The organism is Bradyrhizobium sp. SUTN9-2, from assembly GCF_003122645.1.
In the GTDB taxonomy this organism is placed as follows: domain Bacteria; phylum Pseudomonadota; class Alphaproteobacteria; order Rhizobiales; family Xanthobacteraceae; genus Bradyrhizobium; species Bradyrhizobium yuanmingense.
The window spans coordinates 4,658,836-4,683,296 of record NZ_LAXE01000001.1 but is presented as its reverse complement, the minus strand read 5'-3'; the positions used below and the strand labels follow the sequence as shown (position 1 = coordinate 4,683,296).

22 protein-coding genes and 2 tRNA genes are annotated in these 24,461 nt (G+C 63.8%); 18 read left to right on the top strand and 6 right to left on the bottom strand.

Annotation, left to right across the window (positions count from 1 at the left end):
* The 4 genes from XF30_RS21740 to XF30_RS38585 form a co-directional block, all read left to right on the top strand.
* The coding region (locus XF30_RS21740) for an efflux RND transporter permease subunit (protein WP_244608995.1) at window positions 1–2,900 on the top strand (2,900 nt) is incomplete at its 5' end.
* Window positions 2,901–2,936: 36 nt separating this feature from the next.
* Complete coding sequence (locus XF30_RS21735) at window positions 2,937–3,677, top strand: tRNA-uridine aminocarboxypropyltransferase (protein WP_109143812.1); 741 nt, start codon at window positions 2,937–2,939, stop codon at window positions 3,675–3,677.
* 84 nt (window positions 3,678–3,761) lie between these two features.
* Window positions 3,762–3,835 (top strand) — tRNA-Cys (locus XF30_RS21730).
* Window positions 3,836–4,008: 173 nt separating this feature from the next.
* A complete protein-coding gene (locus tag XF30_RS38585) occupies window positions 4,009–4,155 on the top strand; it encodes a hypothetical protein (protein WP_167361661.1) in 147 nt (48 codons plus the stop codon).
* A 79-nt stretch (window positions 4,156–4,234) separates the two neighbouring features.
* Here the strand turns inward: XF30_RS38585 and XF30_RS21720 are convergent, their stop codons facing one another.
* The gene (locus tag XF30_RS21720) at window positions 4,235–4,444 is read right to left on the bottom strand and encodes a hypothetical protein (protein WP_109143811.1); all 210 of its coding nucleotides are present in this window, start codon (window positions 4,442–4,444) and stop codon (window positions 4,235–4,237) included.
* Between the two features lie 264 nt (window positions 4,445–4,708).
* On the opposite strand from XF30_RS21720, the gene XF30_RS21715 reads away from it, so the two are divergent.
* From XF30_RS21715 to XF30_RS21680, 8 genes are all read left to right on the top strand, one after another.
* Window positions 4,709–4,969: a hypothetical protein gene (locus XF30_RS21715; protein ID WP_025036239.1), complete on the top strand. Its 261-nt coding sequence runs from the start codon at window positions 4,709–4,711 to the stop codon at window positions 4,967–4,969.
* 437 nt (window positions 4,970–5,406) lie between these two features.
* Window positions 5,407–6,570, top strand: coding sequence for a PspA/IM30 family protein (locus XF30_RS21710; RefSeq protein ID WP_109143810.1), 1,164 nt, complete (start codon window positions 5,407–5,409; stop codon window positions 6,568–6,570).
* Window positions 6,571–6,580: 10 nt separating this feature from the next.
* On the top strand, window positions 6,581–7,240 hold the full coding sequence (locus XF30_RS21705) for an OB-fold-containig protein (protein WP_109143809.1): 660 nt from the start codon (window positions 6,581–6,583) through the stop codon (window positions 7,238–7,240).
* 23 nt (window positions 7,241–7,263) lie between these two features.
* The gene (locus XF30_RS21700) at window positions 7,264–8,958 is read left to right on the top strand and encodes a flotillin family protein (RefSeq protein WP_109143808.1); all 1,695 of its coding nucleotides are present in this window, start codon (window positions 7,264–7,266) and stop codon (window positions 8,956–8,958) included.
* Window positions 8,959–9,165: 207 nt separating this feature from the next.
* The gene (locus XF30_RS21695) at window positions 9,166–9,534 is read left to right on the top strand and encodes a hypothetical protein (protein ID WP_109145808.1); all 369 of its coding nucleotides are present in this window, start codon (window positions 9,166–9,168) and stop codon (window positions 9,532–9,534) included.
* Between the two features lie 137 nt (window positions 9,535–9,671).
* Window positions 9,672–9,746 (top strand) — tRNA-Asn (locus XF30_RS21690).
* A 667-nt stretch (window positions 9,747–10,413) separates the two neighbouring features.
* Window positions 10,414–11,538: an AI-2E family transporter gene (locus XF30_RS21685; RefSeq protein ID WP_109143807.1), complete on the top strand. Its 1,125-nt coding sequence runs from the start codon at window positions 10,414–10,416 to the stop codon at window positions 11,536–11,538.
* A 26-nt stretch (window positions 11,539–11,564) separates the two neighbouring features.
* Window positions 11,565–12,020, top strand: coding sequence for a potassium channel family protein (locus XF30_RS21680; protein WP_035999460.1), 456 nt, complete (start codon window positions 11,565–11,567; stop codon window positions 12,018–12,020).
* A gap of 49 nt (window positions 12,021–12,069) precedes the next feature.
* On the opposite strand, the gene XF30_RS21675 is transcribed toward XF30_RS21680, so the two are convergent.
* Entirely contained in the window at window positions 12,070–12,753 is a 684-nt protein-coding gene (locus tag XF30_RS21675) for a helix-turn-helix domain-containing protein (protein ID WP_109143806.1), read from the bottom strand.
* A gap of 304 nt (window positions 12,754–13,057) precedes the next feature.
* Between XF30_RS21675 and XF30_RS21670 the strand changes: the two genes are divergently transcribed.
* Both XF30_RS21670 and XF30_RS21665 read left to right on the top strand, forming a co-directional pair.
* Window positions 13,058–13,681 carry a response regulator transcription factor gene (locus tag XF30_RS21670; RefSeq protein ID WP_036039437.1) on the top strand — a complete coding sequence of 208 codons (624 nt, stop codon included), beginning with the start codon at window positions 13,058–13,060 and terminating at the stop codon, window positions 13,679–13,681.
* Between the two features lie 170 nt (window positions 13,682–13,851).
* Window positions 13,852–14,220: a response regulator transcription factor gene (locus XF30_RS21665; protein ID WP_283811147.1), complete on the top strand. Its 369-nt coding sequence runs from the start codon at window positions 13,852–13,854 to the stop codon at window positions 14,218–14,220.
* 14 nt (window positions 14,221–14,234) lie between these two features.
* Here XF30_RS21665 and XF30_RS21660 read toward each other — a convergent pair whose 3' ends face one another.
* The 3 genes from XF30_RS21660 to XF30_RS21650 are packed head-to-tail and all read right to left on the bottom strand — an operon-like array spanning window position 14,235 to window position 17,427.
* Window positions 14,235–14,819, bottom strand: coding sequence for an invasion associated locus B family protein (locus XF30_RS21660; RefSeq protein ID WP_035999448.1), 585 nt, complete (start codon window positions 14,817–14,819; stop codon window positions 14,235–14,237).
* Window positions 14,820–14,842: 23 nt separating this feature from the next.
* The gene (locus XF30_RS21655; protein WP_035999446.1) at window positions 14,843–15,727 is read right to left on the bottom strand and encodes an alpha/beta hydrolase family protein; all 885 of its coding nucleotides are present in this window, start codon (window positions 15,725–15,727) and stop codon (window positions 14,843–14,845) included.
* 11 nt (window positions 15,728–15,738) lie between these two features.
* Entirely contained in the window at window positions 15,739–17,427 is a 1,689-nt protein-coding gene (locus XF30_RS21650; protein WP_109145807.1) for an aspartate:alanine exchanger family transporter, read from the bottom strand.
* A gap of 132 nt (window positions 17,428–17,559) precedes the next feature.
* Between XF30_RS21650 and XF30_RS21645 the strand changes: the two genes are divergently transcribed.
* The 4 genes from XF30_RS21645 to XF30_RS21630 all read left to right on the top strand — a co-directional run bounded on the left by XF30_RS21645 (window position 17,560) and on the right by XF30_RS21630 (window position 23,341).
* Window positions 17,560–18,240: a YoaK family protein gene (locus XF30_RS21645; RefSeq protein WP_035999481.1), complete on the top strand. Its 681-nt coding sequence runs from the start codon at window positions 17,560–17,562 to the stop codon at window positions 18,238–18,240.
* Window positions 18,241–18,413: 173 nt separating this feature from the next.
* Window positions 18,414–21,167, top strand: a complete 2,754-nt coding sequence (locus XF30_RS21640) for a decarboxylase (protein WP_109143804.1) — start codon at window positions 18,414–18,416, stop codon at window positions 21,165–21,167.
* Window positions 21,168–21,184: 17 nt separating this feature from the next.
* On the top strand, window positions 21,185–22,885 hold the full coding sequence (locus XF30_RS21635) for an aspartate:alanine exchanger family transporter (RefSeq protein WP_109143803.1): 1,701 nt from the start codon (window positions 21,185–21,187) through the stop codon (window positions 22,883–22,885).
* A gap of 15 nt (window positions 22,886–22,900) precedes the next feature.
* The gene (locus XF30_RS21630) at window positions 22,901–23,341 is read left to right on the top strand and encodes a hypothetical protein (protein WP_035999439.1); all 441 of its coding nucleotides are present in this window, start codon (window positions 22,901–22,903) and stop codon (window positions 23,339–23,341) included.
* 163 nt (window positions 23,342–23,504) lie between these two features.
* On the opposite strand, the gene ppk2 is transcribed toward XF30_RS21630, so the two are convergent.
* Complete coding sequence (ppk2, locus tag XF30_RS21625; RefSeq protein ID WP_109143802.1) at window positions 23,505–24,305, bottom strand: polyphosphate kinase 2; 801 nt, start codon at window positions 24,303–24,305, stop codon at window positions 23,505–23,507.
* Window positions 24,306–24,461 lie beyond the last annotated feature (156 nt).

Genomic DNA, 24,461 nt, shown 5'->3' with positions numbered 1-24,461 from the left:
TGGAGCGGCGGTTGGGAGAGATCGCCGGCATCAACCAGATCACCTCGACCTCGAGCCTCGGCACGACCAGCATCCAGCTTCAGTTCGACATAGGCCGCAACATCGACAAGGCCGCGCGCGACGTGCAGGCGGCCATCAACGCCGCGATGGTCGACCTGCCGAGCGACCTGCCGACGCTGCCGCGTTTCCGCAAGGCGAACACGGCCGGCGCACCCATCTTCGTGCTGGCGTTGACCTCCAAGACGATCTCTCCGTCGGCGATCTACGACGTCGCCGACAGCGTGTTGGCGCAACGCATCTCGCAGGTGCCGGGCGTCGGCAACGTGTCGATCTCCGGCGCCGACCAGCCGGCCGTGCGCGTGCAGCTCAACCCGGTTGCGCTGTCCAATGCTGGAATCGCCACTGACGACGTGCGAACCGCGATCATCGCCGCCAACGCGCTCGGCCCCGTCGGCATCTTCGAAGGCGAGCGCCAGAGCGAGACGCTGTCGCTGAACAAGCAGATGCGAACGGCGAAGGAGTTCCGCGACATCGTCATCAAGAGCTCGGGCAATAATTTCGTGCGGCTGTCGGATGTCGCCGACATCGAGGATTCCGTCCGCAACGTCCGCTCGATAGCCTGGTTCAACAGGCAACCGGCGGTTCTGATCCAGATCACCAAGCAGGGCGATGCCAACGTCATCGACACCGTCGACCGGGTCAAGGCGCTGATCCCCGAGCTGAAGCAGTGGATCCCGGCCGGTGTCGAGATCTCCACCCTGGTCGATCGGACCGGCACGATCCGCGCCAGCGTGCTGGACATGCAATGGACGCTGCTGGCAACGTCCGTCCTGGTGATGGTCGTCGTGTTCGTGTTCCTGCGGCGGCTGACGCCGACCATCGCGGCCGGCATCTCGGTGCCGCTGGCACTCGCCGGGACTTGCGCCGGCATGTGGGTCGCGGGCTTCTCCATCGACAACCTGTCGCTGATGGCGCTCGCCATCTCCGTCGGCTTCGTCGTCGACGACGCCATCGTCATGATCGAGAACATGTTCCGCAACCTCGAGCAAGGCATGCGGCCGTTCCGGGCGGCGCAGGAGGGCGCCAAGCAGATCGGCTTCACTGTGGTCTCGATCAGCCTGTCGCTGATCGCGGCCTTCACGCCGCTGATCTTCATGGACGGCGTCGTCGGTCGGCTCCTGCGCGAATTTTCGCTGACGCTGACCTTCGCCATCCTGGTCTCGACGCTGGTGTCGCTGACGGTCACGCCGATGATCTGCGCCCATTACATCCGGCAGGCCACCTCCGGCACGGCAACGCTGTTCGACCGCATCATCGAAGGCGCGCTGTCGCGCACCATCGTGTTCTACGCCCGCACCCTGCGCACCGTGCTGGAATTCCCGCTGCTGACGCTGCTGGTGTTCTTCCCCACCATCGCGCTCACGGTGACGCTCTACATCAAGGTCCCCAAAGGCTACTTCCCCACGGACGATTCCGGCTTCATCATCGGCGCGACGCGCGCCTCGGCGGACACCTCGTTCCAGTCGATGCTCGGCCTGCAGCAGCGGCTCGCCGAGATCGTGATGAAGGATCCCGCCGTGGCCGGCATCGGCTCGACGGTCGGCAGCGGGGGCCCGGGTCCGGCGACCTCGAACCGCGGCACCATGTTCATCAGCCTGAAGCCGCCGGAGGAACGTGGCCACGTGTCGACTGAGGTCGTGATCGAACGGCTCAGGCGCGCGCTATATCCCGTGCCCGGCATCCGCCTCTTCATGTTCGCTGCCCAGGACGTGCGGGCCGGCGGGCGTCAGAGCGATTCCGACTACCAATATACGCTCACCAGCACCGATCTCGGCCTGTTGCAGAAATGGGCGCCGATCGTGGCCAAGCGCCTGGAGAGCGTGGAGGGCATCACCGACATCTCCAGCGATCGCGATCCTGGCGGGCTGCAGCTGACGCTCGCCATCGACCGCCAGAAGGCGTCCGCGCTCGGCGTCAAGGTCCAGGACATCGACAACGCGCTGAACAACGCTTTCGCACAGCGGCAGATCTCGATCATCTACACCCAGCGCAACCAGTACATGACCGTGCTGGAGATCGACCCGAAGTTCCAGGTCGACCCCTCCAATCTCGATCGCATCTACGTCGCCGGCGCGGGAGATGCGCAGGTGCCGCTGTCGGCCGTGGTGCGCGCGACGCGCGGGCTCGCTGCGCTCGCCGTCTATCATTCGCAGTCGTTCCCATCGACCACGGTGTCCTTCAACCTGATGCCGGACGTGCCGCTTCAGGCGGCGACCCAGAACATCCAGCGCGCGGTCGACGAGTTGCACATGCCCGAAGGCATTCGCGGCAGCTTCGACGGCAATGCTGGCGATTTCGCCAGGACCAGCGGTCGCCAGCCGCTCCTGATCCTCGGCGCGCTGGTCGCGATGTATATCGTGCTCGGGGTGCTCTACGAGAGCCTCGCCCATCCGCTCACGATCATCTCGACGCTGCCCTCGGCCGGCTTAGGTGCGCTGCTGGCCTTGCAGCTCACCAACACGCCGCTGACGGTGATCGCCTTCGTCGGCATCATCCTCCTGATCGGCATCGTCAAGAAGAACGGCATCATGATGGTGGACTTCGCGCTCGATGCCGAGCGCCAGCGCGGCCTGTCCTCGGCGGAGGCGATCTTCGAGGCCTGCCAGGCGCGCTTCCGCCCGATCCTGATGACGACCATGGCGGCGCTGTTTGCCGGCATTCCGCTGGTGATCGCGACCGGCCCCGGCACGGAGCTGCGCCGGCCTCTCGGCATCACCATCATCGGCGGCCTGTTCGTCTCGCAGATCCTGACGCTGTACACGACGCCCGTGATCTACCTCCTGATCGACCGCCTGCGGCGGCGATCCGAGCCGCGTCCGCTGGCGGCCCCGGCGGAATAGGTTGTTGCAGCGCCGCGTCAAGCGTATAGCGGCGCCATGTCCAATCCGCCTGACACTACCGCCGCGCCGGCCGAGCCGATTCCCGACTGCCCGCATTGCCAGAAGCCGATGCCGCTCTGCATTTGCGACAGCGTCACGCCGATCGAGAACCGGCTCTCGCTGCTGATCCTCCAGCATCCGCAGGAGCAGGACAGGACGCTCGGCACGGCGCGGCTGCTGACCAGGCATTTTGCCGATGCAACGGTGCGGGTCGGCCTGTCCTGGCCGAGCCTGTCCAAGGCGCTGGGACGGCCGGTCGAGAACGCCTCGCACTGGGCGGTGCTCTATCTCGGCTCGGCACGCGCGGCTGATCTCGATGCCGAAGGTGAGATCGTCGCGCTCAACCGCAAGGGCGAGGTCGCGGAGAACCAGCGCGCGATCCTCGGCAAGCTCGAAGGCGTGGTGCTGCTCGACGGCACCTGGAGCCAGGCCAAGGCGCTGTGGTGGCGCAATCCCTGGATGCTGAAATGCCAGCGCGTGATCCTCAATCCGGCACGTCCCTCTCGCTACGGGCGCTTGCGCAAGGAGCCGCGCCGCGACGGCCTCGCGACCATCGAAGCCGCCGCGACGATCCTCGCCGCCCTCGAGCGGCGCCCTGATATCGCCGAGACGCTTCATGCCAGTTTCGAGCGGATGCTGGCTCGCTACCGCGAGGTCCAGGCCGAGATGCCGGAACTGGCACCCAAGCCCGCGCCCAAGGGCCGCCGGCGCGACTTCCGGCGCGGCAAGCGCGCCTGATTTCGGCTGGACATTTCGCTGTGCTACAAGCGGGCCGTGGGGTTGCCTAAGCCATTGATCCCCTATATTGGTCCGCCCTTACGGGGCCACGTGGCGGAGTGGTTACGCAACGGTCTGCAAAACCGTGTACACCAGTTCAATTCTGGTCGTGGCCTCCATCACAAGTCTCTGATTTTCCGCAAAATTTGGACTTATAGGCGGTTCCGCCGAGCCGCACGCGCCAGCCAGCCACCGGGTTTCCCCGGGGCTTGGCGGAAAGGTGCGATTCAGGTCCTGGCATAGACTTCGCATCTGCGAAGAGACGCATCCAAACCCTGGAGCTGGAGAGCACGTGGGCGACGTCGTTCGATTTGTCCCGAAATCCGAGCTGGAGCGGGCCCGCCTCATTGCTGAGGCGCGCGCGATCTATGACAGCATCTTCCCGCCGGCTGCACCCGACCGGGCGCCGCAGCAGGGCGAGGAACGCGTCAAGACTTGATCGGGCCTGCGCCGGTCCCCGGCGCTCGGTCATGCCGAACCGCCCGAAAGGCGGACGCATCGGTTCACTTCAAGTGGCCTCAGCAGGCCGCGTACCAGTCGTCGGGGAAGGGCAGGAGGGGCCAGGCGCCCTCGTTGTCATTGGCAGCCTTGTTATTGGCAGCCTTGGGCGTCGTGTCGAAGCTCCACGAGCGGGGCACGTATTGCTCCACCGGCACGGGCCCGAAATCCTCAAAGACCATGGCGTCCCGGACAGCATCCAGCAGCAGATTAAATTCGGCTTCGCTCATCACACCCTCGCAGAACGCGGACGGCGCAATGTCGCAAAGCCGGTTTGTTTCCGGATTGACCCGATCGTTCGCATTTTAACGATGCGGCGATCGGGACCCGAATGGTTAGCGATTCCTGAAAATCCCCGGGGCAACCCTATGTGCCTGCCGCCGCGCAGCGGGCGTGAAGGAGATCACATTCCCCGCGGTTTATTTCTCGTAACCCCTTTTGCACCGTACGGCCAATGCAGGCCGGAGCGGGCAGTGCAGAGCGGGAGACTGGTCATGAAGGCGAGGTTCTTGCGGTTTGCGGGCGTGAAGAGCCGGGCGCGGGGTGCCTCGACGGTCGGGCTGTTCCTGACGCTGTTTGCCTCTGCGGCCCATGCACAGGGAACGGCGGAGCAGCGGCGGGCCTGTACCCCCGACGTCTACCGGCTCTGCGCCGGCGAGATCCCCAACGTCCGCGCCATCACCGCCTGCCTGCGCCGCAACCGCGCCAGCCTCAGCGAGGCCTGCCGATCCGTGTTCGACCAGGCGGGTGGCTAAACGGCCCGGCTTGTGGGCTTGTGCGCAGCAAGTGCCTCGCCGGGGCTCGCGAATCCGTCACAGGCGCCCTGTGAATATGCTGTGGATTTGCTGCGGATGCTGGACGTGGATGCTTCGTACCGTCGTCGGATCTTGGTCGGCAATAGTCATATCTCCGTCAAATGAGCGCACCGAATGATTCGGCGATCTGGCAGATCGCTGCTGCGGCCAGAGCTCCTCGCAACGGCGCGTCGAGAGAATGACGGCTTACCGGAACTCCACTGCATTCGTCTCAAATTTCAACCGAAGCGTGCATCAAATCTTGATCGGCCTTCCGCTAGGGATGATCGGCCGCCTTGAACGCAGGCCCTCGTCGTCGCGACTAACCGACAGAGTGCATATGGATCAGCAGAACGTGATCGAGGCTTCCCTTTCAAAAGCACCAAAATGGTGCTTTAGTGCTTTCCATGAGCCAATCGCCTCGAAACGCGCCGTCCGCACTGCGTTACCGGCTTGCCCCTGACCCGGCCGCCAAGGCCGCCATCGAGGCGACATTCCAGGCCTATGACCGCATGATGGAAATCCTCGACGAGGTGGCGCGGATCCACAATGTGGGTTCCAATGTGGTCCTGCTCCATGCCCATGCCTATGAGCCGATCCGCAAACAGACGGCGCTGCCTTCGCGGCTGGTGACGTTGGGGCTGCGCGACCGCGCGGAGTATCGCGCCGCGCAAGGGCGCCGCCTGCCGCTCGACGACAAGCTCGCGAAGATCAAGGGGCCCGCCACCATTTCGATTGCGACCGTGCAAGGGCGCTTCAGCGTGCCCTTCGACTACGCCGGCTATGCCGAGGGCTGGGGACAGAGCGTGCCGGCGCGCCTCATCCGCACCGACGACGGTTTCGAAGTTCACTACGGCGTCACGCCGAACAGCCTGCCAGAGGAGGAGAACGCCATGGATACCATCGCTGCCGCTCCCGACAATTTCCTGTCCCGAGTCGGGCGCCTGATTGCCGGGATCGCGTACGATGCGATCGAGCAGGCGGAGGGCAAGAACAAGCTGAAGGTGGTCGGACAGGCCATCCGCGAGATCGAGCGCGCCGAGACCGAAGCGCGCGATGCGCTCGCCGCTGCCCGGGCCGAGGAATATCGCCTCAACGCGCGCCGCAGCGAGATCGAGCGGGCGATGACCGATCTGACCGCCAAGATCGAGGCCGCGATCGCAGACGGGCGCGATGATCTCGCCCGCGCCGGCATCGCGCGGCAAATGGACCTGGAGGCGCAGTTCGAGGTGCTCTCTCGCGCCATCGACGAGAACAACGAGAAGATCGAGCAATGCGTCACATCGCTCCGCGCGGTGCTGTCGGCGCTCCAGGATGCCGAGCAGCGCCGCGCCGATCTCGAAAAGAGCGAGGCACAGGCCAGCCCACAGACATCGACGTCGTCGCGGAAATCCGGCGGCACCTCCGCTGCCGCGAAGGCGCTGCGGGCGGGCAGGGCAGTGGCACGGGCCACCGGCGTGCCGCCGGGAATTCCTTATTCGAGCGACATCGACGAGCTGAGCACGCTCCATCGCGACAAGGAAATTGCAGCGAGGCTGGCCCGGTTGAAGTCGGGCGGCTGAGTGCGGTGTCATGAGCGCTCTGCTCGAACACGTCATGGCGCCTGAGGTCAGGCCGTTCGCGATTGCGGCGGCCATGATCGTCATCGTCGGCTCGGTCGAGGTGATCTCGATGCTGATCGGGGCCTCCTTGAGCGAGATGCTGGGCACCAACATCGATTTTGCTCACCCCAGCGACAACGGCGTGCTCAACGCCATCTCCTGGATCAATGTCGGCGGCGTGCCGCTGTTGATCTTCCTGCTGCTGCTGCTCGGCGCCTTCTCCATCACCGGATTCCTGATCCAGGACCTTGCGCGAATGGTTGCGGGTCCCTTACCGGCGACGGTCGCCTCGGTCGGGGCCGTCGTGGTGTCGGTTCCGCTGGTGCGCGCCGCCAGCAGGACCATCGCGCGGGTCATTCCCAAGGACGAAAGCTACGTCGTCGGCCTCGGCGATCTGGTCGGCCGCATCGGGGAGGTCGTCGTTGGCCCGCTCGACCAGGGGCCGCCCGGCCGCGTCAGCGTCGCCGACATCCACGGCAACCGCCATTTCGTCTCGGCGGTCGCGGCGCCGTCATCGGGACCTTTGCCGCAGGGAACCATGGTCCTCCTGGTCGACCGCGACGGCACGCGCTTCGTCGCGGTGAAGGCCGACGATGAACTCAAGCCGTCCAACCCCACTCTAAGCAATTAGCAAGTCCCACAGCGGAGAAAGCCATGTTCGACATCGCAGTCCCGGCCGTGATCGGCGTCGCGCTGATCGTCGTCCTGGGGATCGTCTTCACCATCCTCTACAAGCGCGCCACCCGCGACGAGGCCTTCGTGCGCACCGGGCTCGGCGGCAAGAAGGTCGTGCTCGACGGCGGCGCCATGATCCTGCCGATCTTCCACTCCTATGCCAGCGTCAATCTGAAGACGTTGCGCCTCACCGTCGAGCGCAAGGAGCGGGAATCCCTCATCACCAAGGATCGCCTGCGCGTCGACATCGTTGCCGAGTTCTACGTCCGCGTCCGTCCCGACGAGGAGAGCATTGCGCTTGCAAGCCAGACGCTGGGCGCGCTGACCAACGATGCCGAGGCGCTGCGCAACCAGGTCGAGGCGAAATTCGTCGACGGCCTGCGCTCGGTCGCCGCGACCATGAGTATCCTGGAGCTCCAGGAGAAGCGCTCGGACTTCGTCAAGCACGTGCAGTCCACGGTCGAGTCTGACGTGAAGTCGAACGGGCTCGAGCTGGAATCGGTGTCGCTGACCAAGCTCGACCAGACCGACGTCAAATTCTTCAACCCGGAGAACTTCTTCGACGCCGAGGGTCTGACCCAGCTCAAGACGGTCACCGAAACCCGCCGCCGCGATCGAAACGCGATCGTGCGCGATAACGAGGTGGCGATCGCGCAAAAGGACCTCGAGGCGCGCCAGCAGACCCTCGGGATCGAGCGGACCAAGAAGGAAGCCGAGCTGTCGCAGGAGCGCGACATCGCCAACAAGACGGCGAGCACCCGCGCCGAGGTCGCGACCGCGACGCAGACGGCGCGTCTGACCGAGGAGAACGCTCGCATCGACACCGATCGTGCGGTTGCCGAGAAGGAGGCGGGTGCCAAGCAGGTCAAGGAAACCGCGGTGATCGAGTCGGAGCTGGCGATCAACAAGCGCAAGACCGACGCCCAGCGCGAGATCCAGATCGCGACGCAGGAGAACGAGATCCAGATCGCGGCGAAGAGCAAGGAGACGTCGGAAGCCGTCGCCGAAGCCAAGACCGCCGAGGCGCTGGCCGTCTCCGCGGAGGAAAAGGTCGTCACCGCGCGCGCCATCGAGGTCGCCGATCGTGCCCGCCTGACCCAGGTGCTGGCCGCACGCACCGAGGCCGAACGCAAATCGACCGAGCTGATCGTCGCGGCCGAGGCCGAGAAGAAGGCCTCGCTCGATCGCGCCGAAGCCGTCAAGACGCTGGCCACCGCCGAAGCCGAATCCAACAAGATCAAGGCGGTCGGCGTCCGCAACATCGGCGAGGCGGAAGCCGCCGTCATCACCATGAAGAACGAGGCGCAGAACAAGCTCGGCAGCAACGTCATCGATTTCGAGATCGCCAAGAAGCGGATTGAGACCATGCCATCCGCGCTGGCGGAGATGGTGAAGCCGATCGCGAATCTCAAGGATGTCCGCATCCTGCACACCGGCGGCGCGTTCGGCGGCAACGGTGCGAGCGGAGGCAATGTCGGCTTCGGCGAAGGTTTGGCCGGCGAACTGCTCAAGGTTCACGCGCTGCGTCCGATGATCGACGAGATCCTGCGCCAGAGCGGCTTTGCGCCTGGCGACGATCCGGTCAAGGCGCTGGTCGGTGCCGTGACCGGAAAGAGCAACGGCGCGGCCGTGCCGGCGCCGCTGCCGGAGAAAACAAACGCCGCCGAACTATGAATGCCGGTTCATTGCTGCGGAGAATTCGAATCGATAAACAGGCGGGGCGCGTCTCGCGTCGCGCGAACGTTCCGGAGCGCGGATCGATCGTGTCTTGAATCGGTCGATCTCGCTCCGGACGAGTCTTGAGGCAACGTTTTGTTTGCCACGGCGCCTGCGTCGATCGACATCGGGCGCCGAGACCTGTTTCGATCGGAGAATTTCACAATGAAGCATTTTCTGTCCGGATTGATCGCGATCGCCCTTTCGATCGCCGCCGCGCCGTCGCTTGCGGCCGATGCCCGCAACGTCACCGTGGTCAACGAGACCGGCTATGCCATCAAGTTCCTAGGCTTCAACGCGCCGGATGACGGGCTGGACGAGTGGGAGAACGAGCTCGACAAGGTGTTGCAGAACCAGGCCAGCACTTATGTCGAGTTCGACGGCGACGATGAAGGCTGCGTCTGGAACATCCGGGTCGACTGGAAGAACTATGACGAGTCCGTGCTGTGGAAGAACGTCAATCTCTGCAAGCTCACCGCGCTCCGCTTGCGCTACGACCCCGGTACCAAGACCACCTCGTTCCTGGCGGAATAATCCTCGCCCCGTCCGGGCCGGAGGAGCGGCCATTCCAGGTCCCTCCGAGCGCGTTGCGGATGATGACGAATTCGTCCTTTGCAAGCGCAAGCGGCTTTGTTATACGCAGCCGCGCGCGAACGAACGGTTCGCCCTTTTCCTCGGTAGCTCAGCGGTAGAGCATCCGACTGTTAATCGGATGGTCGCTGGTTCGAATCCAGCCCGGGGAGCCATCAGGCTGTTGCCAAGCCTCTCGAAACACTCCAGAACTAAGCAAGTCCTAGGGGTAAGCCACTGAAAAATCAGGGGTTTCAGCGTCTCGTTCTGTTCTGCCACTTCCGCCGTGGTCCGGAGCGGCTGGGGATATGGAGGGGGTAGGGGCCTTGTACCCCCCAAATTGCCTCTCGGGATCCCCCCAAATTCCGGCGACGGCGTTGGAATAAAGTTCCAAAAGGCACTCTCTGATCGGGTCGTCCTGAGCGCCAAGTCCGAAACGAAGGAATGGAAGCCGGCCGATACCTCCAGAGCCTGGCCCTCTTGGTCGTGACCAGAAAGAACAGGCCGCCGGGCGGAGCGGCCGATATAGCTCGGCCGTACCCGCCATTAGCCTCCAGACAGGCACAGCAATCGAGATCATGGGCTTTGCCGTCGGTCGGAGCTATGTCGGGATCAATCCGTTCGTCGGCGTCAACTTCACGACTGCTGGCTCAGGTCCAGCACCGGGGCATTCTCACTCGCGGGCGGTGGACCGCGCAATCTGCGCCGAGACGCAACTGGCTGCGCGCCTGTTGCCGATCTCGCTAGGTGACCGATCGCCTGGCTTGATCTGGATCAAGCCTCCTCGGCGGGCCGCCCCGCTAGCTTTTCAGCAGCGGTCCGTCGGCTTGGAGGCAACGACCCTTGAAAACGCTTCGCCAGCTTCTGTCCGCGGAGGACATTGTCCAGCTCGTGATCCGGCTGGGCTTGCTCGGGTTGCTGATCTTCTGGACTTTCCTGGTGATCCGGCCGTTCGTGCCAATCTTGAGCTGGAGCGCCGTGTTGGCGGTGGCATTTCATCCCGTCTTCGCCTGGCTCGCCCAACGCCTCGGTGGCCGTCCCCGGACAGCCTCAGCCGTTCTCACCCTGATCACGCTGGGCATCGTCATCGGTCCCGCCGCGTGGCTCGGCCTCAGTGCAGTCGAAGGAATCCGGGACCTTGCGGCCCAGATCGGCAGTGGCGATCTCGCGCTCCAGGCCGCACCGGAGCAGATCAGGAGCTGGCCGTTGATCGGTCCTCAGCTCTACGCGATCTGGAACGAGGCCTACACGAACATCCGTGCGGCGCTGCGCGAGGTGGCGCCGTACTTGAAACCGCTCGCCGGAGTGATGCTGTCGTTTGCCGGTGACACCGGAATTGGCATGCTCCAATTCCTGCTGTCGGTGATCGTCGCGGGCTTTCTGCTCCCGCACGGCGCGCAGCTCGTCGCCGCGCTGCGCGGCTTCCTGTTGCGCGTCGTGCCCGGCCGGAGCGAGCACTTTCTCGAGCTCGCCGGCGCAACCATACGCGCCGTCGCGCAGGGCATTATCGGCGTCGCTATCCTTCAGGCCTTGCTGGCGGGCATCGGCTTCAAGCTCGCAGAGATCCCAAGCGCGGGACTGCTCGCGGTCGTCGTGCTCTTGCTGTCGATTGTCCAAATCGGCGCCGGCCCCGTTCTTTTCCCCGTGCTGGTCTGGATATGGGTGGACAAGGACGTGACCGTCGCCCTGCTCTTGACTGTCTATCTGGTCGTCGTCGGTCTGCTCGACAACGTGCTGAAGCCGCTCCTCATGGGGCGGGGCCTGACGACGCCGACGCTGGTCATCCTGATCGGGGTCATTGGTGGTACGCTCGCGCATGGAATCATCGGACTGTTCATTGGGCCGATCATCCTGTCGGTGGCCTGGGAGCTCGCGACCGCATGGACAGGAATCGACCGCGCTGCGTCAGCGCGGGTCGATCAGGAAACCGTTGTCGCAAAGGAAACCATCGAGGCACGCTTGGCCTAGGCTAAAATGAGGTGTGTTTCACCCCGATGATGCTCCAATTCCTTGTCGGCACGCTCGTCAGCGTGATCAATATCGGAATCCACGCGCTCGTGACGGTGGTCGCCGTCACGGTGGCCCGCAGTGCCGTCCCGCGCCATACCAAGCGGCCGCGATTGCACCTCATGAGCGTCATGATCACGATCGCCGTCGTGTTGAAGATCGCCCACATGATCGAAATTCTGATGTGGGCGGCGACCTATCATATCGTGCACGCGGCGACCGCCGACGCGGACATGCTCTACTTCGCGTTCGTCAACTACACCACGCTCGGCTACGGCGACATCACGCCGGTGCCCGAATGGCGGCTGATTGGCCCGCTGACCGCCATGAACGGCGTTCTTCTGTTCGGCTGGTCCGCCGCCATCCTGTTCGAGGTTTTGCTCAGGACGCTCGACCATCTCGGGCTCACGGAAAAACCCGGCGCGGACCTGCCGGGCACCTGAGCCGCGGCGATCGCGACCATCGCGGATCGCGAACCGGCATTTCGCCGGTTCACGGCTGCAGATCGAGGCCTGCGAGCTGGTGCCGGTCGAGGAGCACGATCTGGCGCTGGGTGTTGCCGATGAAGCCGAGCACGCCGAGTTCATGCAGCCGCGACAAAGCCCGCGAGACGGTCTCCAGCGTCAGGCCGAGATAGTCGGCGATATCGCGTCGCGACATCGGAAGCGCCATAACGTCTGCAGCCGTCAGGCGCTTGTCCATTTCGAGCAGGAACGCGGCGACACGCTCCAGGGAGGTCTTGCGACCGAGCAGCAGCATGTGGTCTTCCGCATGCTGGAGGTTATTCGTGGTCATGCTGAGCAGGTTTCTGGCTACCATGGCATCGCTCTCTGCCACGATTTCCAGGCTTTGGCGTTTGATCAGCCGCACCGTGGTGTCGACGATGGCTTCCGTCGTGAAGCGGTGCTCGCTGCCGTTCTCGAGCCCGAAGATGTCGCCGACGAGGTGAAATGCGCCGATCTGCCTGCGCCCGTCCGACAGCAGCTTGTAGCTACGCACCGCGCCGGATTTGACCTGGTAGACATACTCGGCCGGCTCCTTCTCGCCGTAGATCTCGGAGCCTTTTCGGTAGGAAAATTCGCTTAAATTGACCAGGGCATTTGAATGAGATGCCATGCCGAGGTCGCGGAGGGTATTGGGACGCAGCGTGGAATCCGTCGTGATGCGAACGAACATAGGCCAACTCCTCAGCTTTCCGCCGAATTGGTCTGTCAGACGAAATACTTTGCCGGAAATGCGCCGCGCTATCCCACTCCCGCCGAAGTTGATTTTCGGCCAAGGAAGTATTCTTATCCATTGTCCCAAGGTTCAGTGTACCAAAGGACAGCACTGGTGATTGCTGCGCTGGATGAGAATCCTCCACCGCAGGGAAGATGCGACATATTGCGAAGCAGATATTCCGACCTTCAAACGAGAAAATCGCTTTGAAGAACGACAAGGACGTCGAGCGTCCTGATCAAGTTGGGCGAGAGGTAGGAAGTTGCCAGGCCTTGTTCACGTTGTTGACGACGACGAGTCGTTTCGGACCGCGATCGAGCGCCGGCTAAAGCTCGCGGGATACGAGGTCGCGACCTACGCCTCGGCGCTGGAGCTCCTGGACTCGGCGCCGGATGACGGGCAGGCGGGATGTATCCTGCTCGACGTGCGGATTCCGGGCCTGAGTGGTCCCGACCTGCAGGCGCGGTTGGCTGCGGCGGGGTCGATGCTGCCCATCGTCTTCCTGACCGGTCATGCCGACACGCCGACGACCGTGCGCGCGATCAAGGCAGGTGCGGAAGACTTCCTGACCAAACCGATATCCTCCGAACAATTGCTCGAAGCGATCGAGCGCGCGCTGGCTAGTCAGCGGACGGCGCGCGCCCAGGCCAGCAGGCTGGATGCGTTTCGTGGTCATCTGGCCACGCTGACGCAGCGCGAGCGACAGGTGTTCGATCTGATCGTGCGCGGCAGGATCAACAAGCAGGTCGCGCATGAGCTGGGGACCACCGAACGCACCGTGAAGGCGCATCGCCATCAAGTGATGGAGAAGATGCAGGTTCGCTCGCTGGCGGAACTCGTTTCGATCGCAGAGCGTCTCGGAATGCTCGATCCGGACGAACGCTGACGGCTCCGGGAAGACGCGAGGTTCCCTGAACGTGCCTGTCCCAAAGGACAATGCCAAGGCGTGTTGACAGTGCGCGACGCGCTATGTGCAATAATGCACATACGCACACGCGAGAGCGCGGAGCTGTCGTATCCGATATCCCACTGTCGTGTTCCGGAAAGGCAATCGCTTTGCTCCTGCGCGAGTCCGTCTTCGTTGTCGATGACGATCCGTCCATGCGTACCAGCATGGACAGGCTGCTGCGAGGATACGGCTTCGCCACAACCCTGTTCGACACGGGAGGGGCCTTGCTCGATCATGGCAGGTTCCACACCGCGATCTGCATCATCCTCGACATCAATCTGGGTGCAAGGTCCGGCATCGAGGTGCGGCGAAGCCTGGCCGAGAAGGGCATCGAAGCACCCGTGATCTATGTCACCGGCAATGACAGCCCGGCAAACCGCTCGGCCGCGATTGCCTCGGGCTGCATCGCCTATCTCATCAAGCCGTTTGCGGCGCAGTCTTTGATCGAATCGGTCCAGCGCGCCCGCGTCTTGTAGCTCCACGACGGCCGTCATTCTTCGACATATTGCTCGAGTATCCTGGTCGGCGCCCCCTTATGGGCGGAACCGAATTGCGCGAGCGGAATCGAAGTCGTCACCGCAAGAAGATTGGAGTCGACGAGTTCGAGCAGAAGCGTTTGACCGTTTTCCATCTCCGAGATGATTTTTGGCGTCACGACGTCCGCCGCGACGCATAAATTGGTGAGACACCAGGTATAAGGAATGCGGAACGCGGCGCCATGGTCGACGGCCAGTTTCGGTGCTTGCTGCAGGTACATTCCGACCGGCACGAAAAGTTGCAGGCGGGCGGTGGGCGCGTCCTCCCGCTCGATCAGATCAATGCGCACGGCTGTTTGCCCGGTCGCGAACCGGCCAGTGATCGAGGTTCGACAGAGGGACGGCGCGCCGCCGGCCTTGAAGCACAATTTTTGCCAGCTGCCATAGCTGATGTCGCTGGCGTCGCGCTGGCCGCGTGTTGCGACCTCGGAGGACTTTTCCGCTTGCGCCGCCTTGAGCGAAGCGACAGCCAAGACCGTCGCGACTCCGGCGGCTGCAACCATCAGGAGACCAGAGAGACAATCAAAAGCACGGGCCATCGCTGCAACTCCGAGATCCGGACTCAATTCTGCGCGTCGAGAAACTTCGCCACCAACGGCGACCAGAGCGGAACCGCGTCCGGCGAACCGAGGAGGAAATGTCCCTCGTTGCCGAACGGGGGCATCAGGTGATATTCGGCCCGGCCGCCGGCGCCGATGAAGGCAGCGTGCATGCGCTTCGATAGGTCGGGACCGAAATACGTGTCATTCCCGGTGTAGATCCACAGCATCGGCACGCGCGATGTACGGCCGAAATCGGCGGTGGCCTCGACCAGTCGGTCGGGCGCGCAATTGTTGTTCGGCTTGCCGTCGACGCGTCCGCCGCGGCCTCCGGCAAAGACGATGATGGCCTTCACCTGTGGCGGGTTCACGCTCGACAAGGCGATCGAGGCCCAGCCGCCGGCGGACTGGCCGACCACGATCACGTCCTTCGGGATGATCCGCTTCTCGGCGGCCAGATAGTCAATGATCCAGAGATCGACCTGGGCGACCGCGAGGCCGGCATCACGGAAATTGGGATTGGCGCACTTCCCGATTTTCGAGAAGAACGGGCCGAACATTCCGCGTTCGGGGATGTCGATTGCCTGCGCGCCATAACCGCTGCCCACCGGGGCCACCACGAGATAGCCGCGCCTCGCAAACCATTTGGCGGCGTCGCGAAATTCGACCAGAGGGAAAAGGCTGCGCTGGGTCGCGTCGAGCGAGACACCGTGATTCATGATGACGAGCGGGAACGGACCGTCGCCGACCGGGCGCACCAGATAGGCGAACATCGGCAGCGGCAGGGGCAGCGCCCAGATTTCCTCCTGGATGCGGACCTCGTCCGCGGCGTGCGTGGGCGATGCGGCCACGAAAAGGCTGAGCAAGGTGATCGCGAAAAAATGGAGCAATGCAGGTCCGCGTCGCATCCGGGCCTCCCTCAACCTGAATAGGTTGCGGCCACGACGATCGGGCCGAGCACCGTGAGGACGACATTGCCGACCGCGTAGGGGACGGCGACGCCGAGCACCGGCGTCTGGCTCTCGGCAACGTCGCAGGCGCCGGTGACGGCGGCATCGACCGTCATGGCGCCGGCGAGCGCACCGCAGGTCACGACCGGATTCATGCGCAGCAGATAATAGGCAACCAGCGTTCCCACCGTCATCGGGACCAGCGTGACGACGATGCCCATGCCGACCAGCAACAGACCGTGCGCCTGGATCGCCGACCAGGCGGCAAGGCCGTTGCCGAGTCCGATCGCCGCGATGAAGCCGCCGAGGCCGATGTCGCTCAGGGTCTGCTGCGCCGCGGGCGGCATTGCGCCGATGCCCGGCCTGCGCGAACGCAACCAACCGCAGACGAGCCCGGCGATCAGCGCGCCGCCGCCGCCACCGAGTGTCAATGCGACAGTGCCGATTTTGAAGCTGGCAAGGCCGGCCAGAAGACCCACTGCGATGCCCGCAGCGAGAAAGGCGATGTCCGTGCGGTCGCTCGTATTCAGAGCGTGTCCCACTGGCGCCGTTGCCCGCGCGATATTGCCGGTGCTGCCGACCAGCGTCATGACGTCGCCGAGATAGACGCGCGTATCGGGACCGAGCGGCACTTCCCGCCCCATGCGCGTCAGCGCACGCAGGAATACACCGCGTGCATTGTCGCCGAGCCGGTCAACGATTTCGCGCAGTGAGCGGCCGTGCAGCTGGCGGTTTTCAACGAGCACTTCGATCACATTGCCGGGCAGGTTGCGTAGCAGTTCCCCCGCGTCGATCTCGGCCCCGAGGATCGGCTTGGCCGCGACGATCGCGGCGGTCGGACCGGCGATGACGATGTCGTCGCCGGCCTCGAGCACGGTATCCTGCTGCGGCTTGATGTCGGCCCCGCTGCGCACGATCCGCTCTACGACCGTGCGGCCGCCGATCTCCGCCTCGATGGCACCGATGGTACGACCAGCGCCGGCCGAGACGCGATAGGCGCGGGCCTGGAATTTGCGATATGACAGGTTTTCCGTCTTTGGCGGCGTACCGCCCGCGAGCTCCGCCTCGAGCTTTTTCGCCTCCGCCTTCAGATCGATCCGCATCAGCCGCGGCGCGACGAATGGCACGAACAGGAGCGTCAGGATGTAGCCGAGCACGTAGGTCACCGCATAGCCCGCCGCGATGTTGGCTTCCTGCTGCTTCAGCACGTCGCTCGGCAGGCCGAGCTGCGCCAGCGCGCCGGATGCGGTGCCGATCACCGAGGATTGCGTCAGCGCCCCTGCCGTCAGTCCTGCCGCTGTCCCCGTATCCAACGTGAAGACACGCGCGAAGATGAGCACGAGCGCGAGCCCCGTGGCGCCGATCACCAACGCCAGCACGACCTGTGCCAAGGTCCGCACGCTCAGCGAGGCGAAGAATTCCGGTCCAGAACGGTAACCGATCGTAAAGACGAACAGGCTGAACAGGATCGCCCGGAGGATCGCCGGGAACGTGAAGCTCCCGAGTTGTCCGATCAGCACGGCGACGATCAGGATGCAGGCGGTGGTTCCGATCGAGAAGCCGCGAATCCTGATGCGGCCGAGGATGGTGCCGATCGCGATCGCGAGCAGCAGGAAAATTTCCGGTGCGGTGGCGATGATCCACCTGACGGTTTCCATGGCATTCCCCCGGCGCTTTGGCGCGATTTGATTGGCGGCGGCCGGATGTTGCTTGATCCAGATCAAGCCTTCGCGGCGACGTGGCGGCGGCTATGACGCGATGGAATGTTCGCGACAGCCCATATTGCCGTCATGAGTACCCTGAACGTCACAACCGGTGCGATCCGCCGCGACGAGACAGTCGAGATCGTCCTGCTGCTCGCCTTTGTCGGCGGCTATATCGACGCCTATACCTGGATCATCCACGGCGTGTTGGCGAATGCCCAGACCGCCAACCTGATCTTCCTGTGGATTCACGCGATGGCGGGCAACTGGGCGAAGGCGCTGCACTTCGTGCCGCCAATCCTGGCGTTCGCGGTCGGCATCGTGCTCGCAGCCTGGCTGCGCCGCGCAACGGGCGAGCGGGCCAGCGCGGTCAGTACGTTGATCGAGATCCTGCTGTTGATAGCGATCGGCATCTTGCACAATAGGTTGCCCGATTTGGCTGGAACGCTCGGTATTTCCGCCGTGGCAGCGATGCAGGCCGCAATGTTCGTCAAGGTCGAAGGCACAGTGTGCAGCACGGTGATGATCACCAGCAACATGCGTCAGGCCATCGAGAACGTCTTCGCAGTCGCAGCAGGCGGCGCACCACTCGGAACGCTGCGCCGCTCGGGCATTTTCATCGCGTTGTGCGTCGTGTTCGGCTTCGGTGCCGCCGCCGGAGCCTTTGCAACCAAGAGCGTCCCCGATCTCGCGCTGGGCCTGCCGGTCGTCGCGCTGTTGATCGTGCTGCTGCGCTGCGAAGCGCTACGTTCGCAGGAGGGGAGATGAGCGCGCCAATGATCAGGTGAGCGTCGCACAACGAACGGCCTGATCTTTTCGTGTTGCGCTGCGAACGGCACGGCGTCGGCCCGCAGAATGCACGCGACCGTTGACTTGGATCAATGGAGCGAGCCGCGCCGCACCCACGATCCGCATCACCTTTAGAGGATCGGGAGAGAGAGATGTCCAAAGACGCCAAGCCCGCACAGAAGCGTATCGACCAGTTCTTTTCCGGCCCGGGCGCGCGGGCAGACGACTGGCGCGACCTTGTGGAAGCAGCAAAGACCTGGGCGCGCGTCGGCAATCGCACAGCCTATGACGCGGCGTTGGCCGATCTTTCGATCATCGAAGAATTTCACGGCTATCCCGGTCCGCACCTCATGGCGGCGCTGCGGGAAGCAGCAGTCGCCGGCGACGGTGCATCATCGTTCGCCCTTGCGACGAGAATTGCCCAGGCACTGGCGACGCGATCCTTCCGCCAACATGCCGGTGACTGGAGCCCCAAGGACGACGGCAACGGCGATGCGCCCGAGCTGGCGCCGCCGGCCTTTGGCGCGCACAGCGCGCGCAGGCCGTATTTCGAAACCCTGATCGTCACCGGCGTATCTTCCAGCCAATGGCCGGCGCTGGCCGCGGAATGGCGCAAGCTGCGGCGCCCGGTCGACGCGTTCATCTATGAACCTGTGATCGTCGGCAGCCTGGAGGACGGTTTCTGTGCGACGATGCTCAATCCGAACATCGGAGCCGTCATCATCAACGAGGGCTTTGGCCTGCGTTCGCGGCACGATGCACCGGTGTTGCGCTCGATCATGGCCTCGGCCGGTCTCAACGACGAAACCGACGCTTCGGCGCTGCGGCTCGCCCAAATCATCAAGCGCGTCAGGCCCGAGCTCGACCTTTACATGATCTCGAACCGCGACGTGGAGGAGCTCGCCGGCAATCCCGAGGCGGATGTGGTCCGTCGCATCTTCTATTCCGTTGAAGAGCTGCTGGAACTCCACCTATCGATCCTCGAAGGCATCCAAGATCGCTACGACACGCCGTTCTTCGACAATCTCAAGAAATACGCCCAGCGTCCGATCGGCACCTTCCACGCGCTGCCGATCGCCCGCGGCAAGTCGATCTTCAAGTCCGACTGGATCCGGGACATGGGCGAGTTCTACGGCCCGAACCTGTTCCTGGCCGAGAGCAGCGCCACCACCGGCGGTCTCGACAGCATGCTGGAGCCGACCGGCAACATCAAGAAGGCGCAGGAGAAGGCGGCGAGGGCGCTCGGCGCCGACCGCGTCTTCTTTGTTACCAACGGCACATCGACGTCCAACAAGATGGCGGTGCAGGCGCTGCTCGCGCCCGGCGACATCGCGATTGTCGACCGCAATTGCCACAAGTCGCATCACTACGGCATGGTGCTGGCCGGTGCGCAGCCGCTCTACGTCGAAGCCTTCCCGATGACGGAATATTCGATGTACGGCGCGGTGCCGCTGAAGACCATCAAGCAGGCGCTGCTGGGCGCCAAGGCCGATGGCCGGCTCGACCGCGTCAAGATGGTCGACCTCACCAACTGCACGTTCGACGGCCATATCTACAACACACGGCGGGTGATGGAGGAATGCCTCGCCATCAAGCCCGATCTGATCTTCCTGTGGGATGAAGCCTGGTTCGGCTTCGCGCGTTTCTCGCCATTCCTGCGCCGCCGCACCGGACTTGGCGCGGCCAACGAGATCGAGGCATGGATGCGCGATCCCAAGTCGGTCGCGGCCTATGAGAAGCAGCAGGCCGAGCTCGGCAAGAACCCGTCCGACGAGGTGCTGCTCAAGACCCGGCTGATCCCGGACCCCCGACAGATCCGGCTGCGCGTCTACCAGACCAACTCGACCCACAAGTCGATGTCGGCGATCCGCCAGGGCTCGATGCTCTCGGTCAAGGACGTCGAATTCCACACCGTGGAGCAGCAGTTCAAGGAAGCGGTGTTCACCCACGCCTCGACAAGCCCGAACCAGCAGCTGATCGCGAGCCTTGACATCTCACGGCGGCAGATGGAGCTGGAGGGCTATGGCCTCGTCGCCAATGCGATCGAGATCGCGTTCGCGATCCGCCAGGCGGTCAACAACAACCCGCTGATCTCGAAATATTTCCGCATCCTCGGTGCCGACGCCATGGTGCCGGCGCAGTACCGCCAGAGCGGCTTCACCGACTTCCTCGCCCCCGGCGTCAACTGGGCGAACACGCTGAAGAGCCTGGACGAGGACGAGTTCTGCCTCGACCCGACCCGCATGACGCTGGTATGCGGCACGGCCGGCTATGACGGCACGCAGTTCAAGGGCATTCTCGCCAACGAGTACAACATCCAGGTCAACAAGACCTCCCGCAACTCGGTGCTGGTCCAATCCAACATCAACAACACTCGCAGCGACGTCGCGCATCTCGTTCGCGTGCTCGCCGAGATCGCGGGCGAGATCGACCGCGGCCTGGCCCAGGGCGGTGCCAATGCGCGAAAGACCTTCGAGGCACGGGTGACGAGCCTCATGAAGGACGTGCCCGATCTGCCGAACTTCTCGCATTTCCACCCGAGCTTCCGCGGCGATGCTGGCACCAAGACCAACGAGGGCGACATCCGCAGCGGCTTCTACGCGGCCTATGACGTCGCCGGCTGCGAGCACATCCGCCTCAACGATCCCGAGATCGACCGGCGGCTGAAGGCCGGGCCCGAGCTCGTCTCGGCCAACTTCGTGATCCCGTATCCGCCGGGCTTCCCGATCATGGTGCCCGGCCAGGTCATCACCCAGGAGACGATCGACTTCATGCGCAAGCTCGATGTGAAGGAGATCCACGGCTACGACGCCAAGGAAGGGCTGAAACTCGTACGGACGGAAGCCTTGGCCAAGCTCGGCAGGCCAAAGCCCAGCGCCCAGCCGAAGCTCAAGGCCGCGTCATAGGTCGGGAGGGGACGAACATGCAGGCATTTTTCCAGTTCTTGCAGCAGTACCCGTATCTGCTGCTGTTCTTCGTGGTCGGTCTCGCCGTCTATATCGGCCGAGCCAGCATCAAGGGTTATGGCCTCGGCATGGTCGCCGGTGCCATCGTGGTCGGCGCGGGCATCTCGGTCTGGGCATCCAGCTATGGCGTGAAGCTGGAGTTGAACAACTTCGCCAAGAGCCTGTTCTACTATCTCTTCATGTACGGCGTCGGCCTGCGCGTAGGTCCGTCCTTCGTCAACAGCCTGCGGGGCGACGGGATCAAATTCTTGTTTCTCGCGGTGGTGTCGAGTGTGATCGGCCTGACCCTCGTCGTGCTTGGGGCGAAGCTCTTCGCATTGCCGCCCGGTGCGGCTGGCGGAATGCTGGCGGGATCGCAGACCATGTCGGCGGCGATCGGCTCGGCCGAGCAGGCCGTCACGTCGGGAGTCGTGAAACTGCCTGCCGGGATGAAGCCCGAGGATGCCTCCGGCATGATCGCTTTGTCCTACGGTATTACCTACATTTGGGGCACCGTCGGCATCATCCTGATCTGCAAATACCTGCCGCGCTGGTGGGGCGTCGATGCCAAGGCCGCCGCCAAGAAGTATGAGCAGGAGTTCGGCGTCAAAGATCTCGAAGGCGGCGCCCTGACCGGCTACCGTCAGTTCGGTCTGCGGGCCTACCGGCTGGAGAATCCTGCGACGATCGGGATGAGCATCGCCAAATTCCGCACGGTCAATCCCGAGTACCGTATCGTCAATGTCGGGCGCAATGGTGAGCCGCAGGGGGCTGATCCCGAGCTCGTGCTGCAGAAGGGCGATATCGTCGCGCTGGGCGGATCGACCGAGCATCTGACTGAGAAGATGGGCCTGATTGGTCCGGAGGTCGCCGATGCCAAGACGCTCGGTATACCCATGGACCAGGCGGAAATCGTCGTCTTCAACAAGGACGTCGTCGGGCGGACCTTCGAGTCCTTCCGCGACACGGCCATCGCCGGCCAGCTGCAGGTGACCAAGGTCGAGCGGGGCGGGGTGCAGATCCCGGCCGGTCTCAAGACCAAGCTGGAGCGCATGGACATCGTCTCGGTGGTCGGCCTGAAGTCGGCGGTCAACGAGCTCGGCGAGATGTGGGGCCGCATCGCGCGCGCCAACACCTCGACCGACTTGCTGACCCTGTCGGTCGGCATGATCATCGGCTTCCTCATCGGCATGATCGAATTCCCCGCCTTCGGTGCCAAGGTCGGTCTCGGCAATGCCGGCGGGCTGTTGCTGTCCGGCGTGATCGTGTCCTCGGTCGTGTCGCGGCTGCGCTTCTTCGGCAATACGCCGAACGCGGCGCGAAACGTGCTTGAGGATCTCGGCCTTGTTGTGTTCGTCGCGATCGTCGGGGTCAATGCCGGCGCCGGCCTGTTGGCTCAGCTCACCGGCGCGGTCGCGCTCAAGATCTTCATCGTCGGCTTCATCGCGTGCACGATCCCGCCGTTCATTGTGTGGGCGATCGGATACCACGTCTTCAAGATCAATCCGGCGGTTCTGATGGGCGGCGTTGCCGGCGCGCGCTCGCATTCCGGCCCGTGCCGCGAGGCCGCGGTCGAGATCCAGAGCTCCGTGCCCTGGATCGGATTCCCGGTCGGCTATGCCGTCTCGGGCATCCTTCTCACCATCTTCGGCTACTTCGCGATGATCCTGGCTCAATAAGGGGAAGAAAACGTCATGAGAAAACTGTCCTTCGGCGCCGTCCTGGTCGCTTCGCTCGCCGCTGTTGCCGGCTTTAGCACGTCCGCGCGTGCCGACACCGGCCAGGTCGCGGTCGTCTTCACCAAGGGTGGCTTCATCGTCGGCGCCGGTGGCGGTGAGGGCGTTCTGGTCTACCGGGGCAAGAAATACCCATTCACGGTGTCTGGCATGAGCGTGGGCCTCACCATCGGAGCGTCGACCACGAAGTTCGTCGGCCGCGCGCTCAATCTAAAGGGGCCGGCGTCGATCGAAGGCTCTTATGCCGTGGGAGGAGCGGGTGGGGCAATCGCCGCAGGTGCCGGCGCCGTTCAGTTGCAAAACAGCAATGGCGTGATCCTCCAGCTCAGCGGCCCGCGGGTCGGCGCGGAAGTATCGGCTGCAGTCGGTGGCGTCACGATCCGCCTGAAATCGAGTTGAAGGGGTCGTATGGCCATTGAGCGATCGACGGCAGCGTCGGGCCCCTAGGGCATGATCCGGAAAAGTGTGTAGCGGTTTTCCGAATAGAACATGCTCAAACAACAACCTAAAGCGCGATGACGATTCATTCCAATCGCATCGCGCTTTAGCGGCCTGACGCTGCTCAATAGCGCTGCGCGACGAAACTCATTTTCTTGAGGCTGGCCTGGTCGTTGTAGCGTCCCTTGTCGGAGCGCTTCGGCAGTTTGATCTTGTCCTTCTTGATGCGCTTGAAGGGGATGGCGCCGAGAAGGTGCGCGATGCAGTTGAGCCGCGCCCTTCGTTTGTCGTCAGAGCGGACGATGTTCCAGGGCGCATCCTTCGTGCTGGTCTTCTTCAGCATCAGGTCGCGCGCGCGCGAATAATCGTACCAGCGACGGAAGGATTCCAGGTCCATCGGACTGAGCTTCCACTGTCGGACCGGGTCGTCGATGCGGGCCTTGAAACGGCGCTCCTGCTCGTCCATGCCGACCTCGAGCCAGATCTTGATCAGGATGATGCCGCCGTCGATGACGTATTTCTCCATCTGCGGGCACAGGTTGAGGAAACGCTCGTGCTCGGCGGGGGTGCAGAAGCCCATGACGTACTCGACACCGGCGCGGTTGTACCAGCTCCGGTCGAAGATCACGATCTCGCCGCCGGCCGGAAATCGCTCCATGTAGCGCTGGAAGAACAATTGTGTCTTCTCGCGGTCGGACGGCGCGGGCAGGGCGACGACCCGGAACACGCGCGGGCTGACCTTCTCGGTGATCGCCTTGATCGTGCCGCCCTTGCCGGCGGCGTCCCGACCCTCGAACAGGACGATGACCCGGAGCTTGTTTTCCCGCACGTAGTCCTGGAGATGGCACAGCTCGACCTGGAGCTTCTCGAGCTCCTTCTCGTAATCCTTCCGCTTCATCCGCTCCGCAGGGCCGTCCTTCGCCATGCCGATCCCACCTGTTGCTAATCGTCCCAGGAAATGGTCACGCCGATGTCGCCGGGCACGCCGCCCGGAAAATCGATGATCTGATAGGCGATGCGATAGCCGCGCGGTTTCAGGTAATCGGTCCAGAGCTGGAAGATCTCCTTGGGAATTCCGGTC

Coding starts and splice junctions, on each gene's coding strand:
- XF30_RS21735 (WP_109143812.1), top strand. CDS start 2,937: ATGTCCAATCCGCCTGACACTACCGCCGCGCCGGCCGAGCCGATTCCC.
- XF30_RS21720 (WP_109143811.1), bottom strand. CDS start 4,444: ATGAGCGAAGCCGAATTTAATCTGCTGCTGGATGCTGTCCGGGACGCC.
- XF30_RS21715 (WP_025036239.1), top strand. CDS start 4,709: ATGAAGGCGAGGTTCTTGCGGTTTGCGGGCGTGAAGAGCCGGGCGCGG.
- XF30_RS21705 (WP_109143809.1), top strand. CDS start 6,581: ATGAGCGCTCTGCTCGAACACGTCATGGCGCCTGAGGTCAGGCCGTTC.
- XF30_RS21700 (WP_109143808.1), top strand. CDS start 7,264: ATGTTCGACATCGCAGTCCCGGCCGTGATCGGCGTCGCGCTGATCGTC.
- XF30_RS21695 (WP_109145808.1), top strand. CDS start 9,166: ATGAAGCATTTTCTGTCCGGATTGATCGCGATCGCCCTTTCGATCGCC.
- XF30_RS21680 (WP_035999460.1), top strand. CDS start 11,565: ATGATGCTCCAATTCCTTGTCGGCACGCTCGTCAGCGTGATCAATATC.
- XF30_RS21675 (WP_109143806.1), bottom strand. CDS start 12,753: ATGTTCGTTCGCATCACGACGGATTCCACGCTGCGTCCCAATACCCTC.
- XF30_RS21660 (WP_035999448.1), bottom strand. CDS start 14,819: ATGGCCCGTGCTTTTGATTGTCTCTCTGGTCTCCTGATGGTTGCAGCC.
- XF30_RS21655 (WP_035999446.1), bottom strand. CDS start 15,727: ATGCGACGCGGACCTGCATTGCTCCATTTTTTCGCGATCACCTTGCTC.
- XF30_RS21650 (WP_109145807.1), bottom strand. CDS start 17,427: ATGGAAACCGTCAGGTGGATCATCGCCACCGCACCGGAAATTTTCCTG.
- XF30_RS21645 (WP_035999481.1), top strand. CDS start 17,560: ATGAGTACCCTGAACGTCACAACCGGTGCGATCCGCCGCGACGAGACA.
- XF30_RS21640 (WP_109143804.1), top strand. CDS start 18,414: ATGTCCAAAGACGCCAAGCCCGCACAGAAGCGTATCGACCAGTTCTTT.
- XF30_RS21635 (WP_109143803.1), top strand. CDS start 21,185: ATGCAGGCATTTTTCCAGTTCTTGCAGCAGTACCCGTATCTGCTGCTG.
- XF30_RS21630 (WP_035999439.1), top strand. CDS start 22,901: ATGAGAAAACTGTCCTTCGGCGCCGTCCTGGTCGCTTCGCTCGCCGCT.
- ppk2 (WP_109143802.1), bottom strand. CDS start 24,305: ATGGCGAAGGACGGCCCTGCGGAGCGGATGAAGCGGAAGGATTACGAG.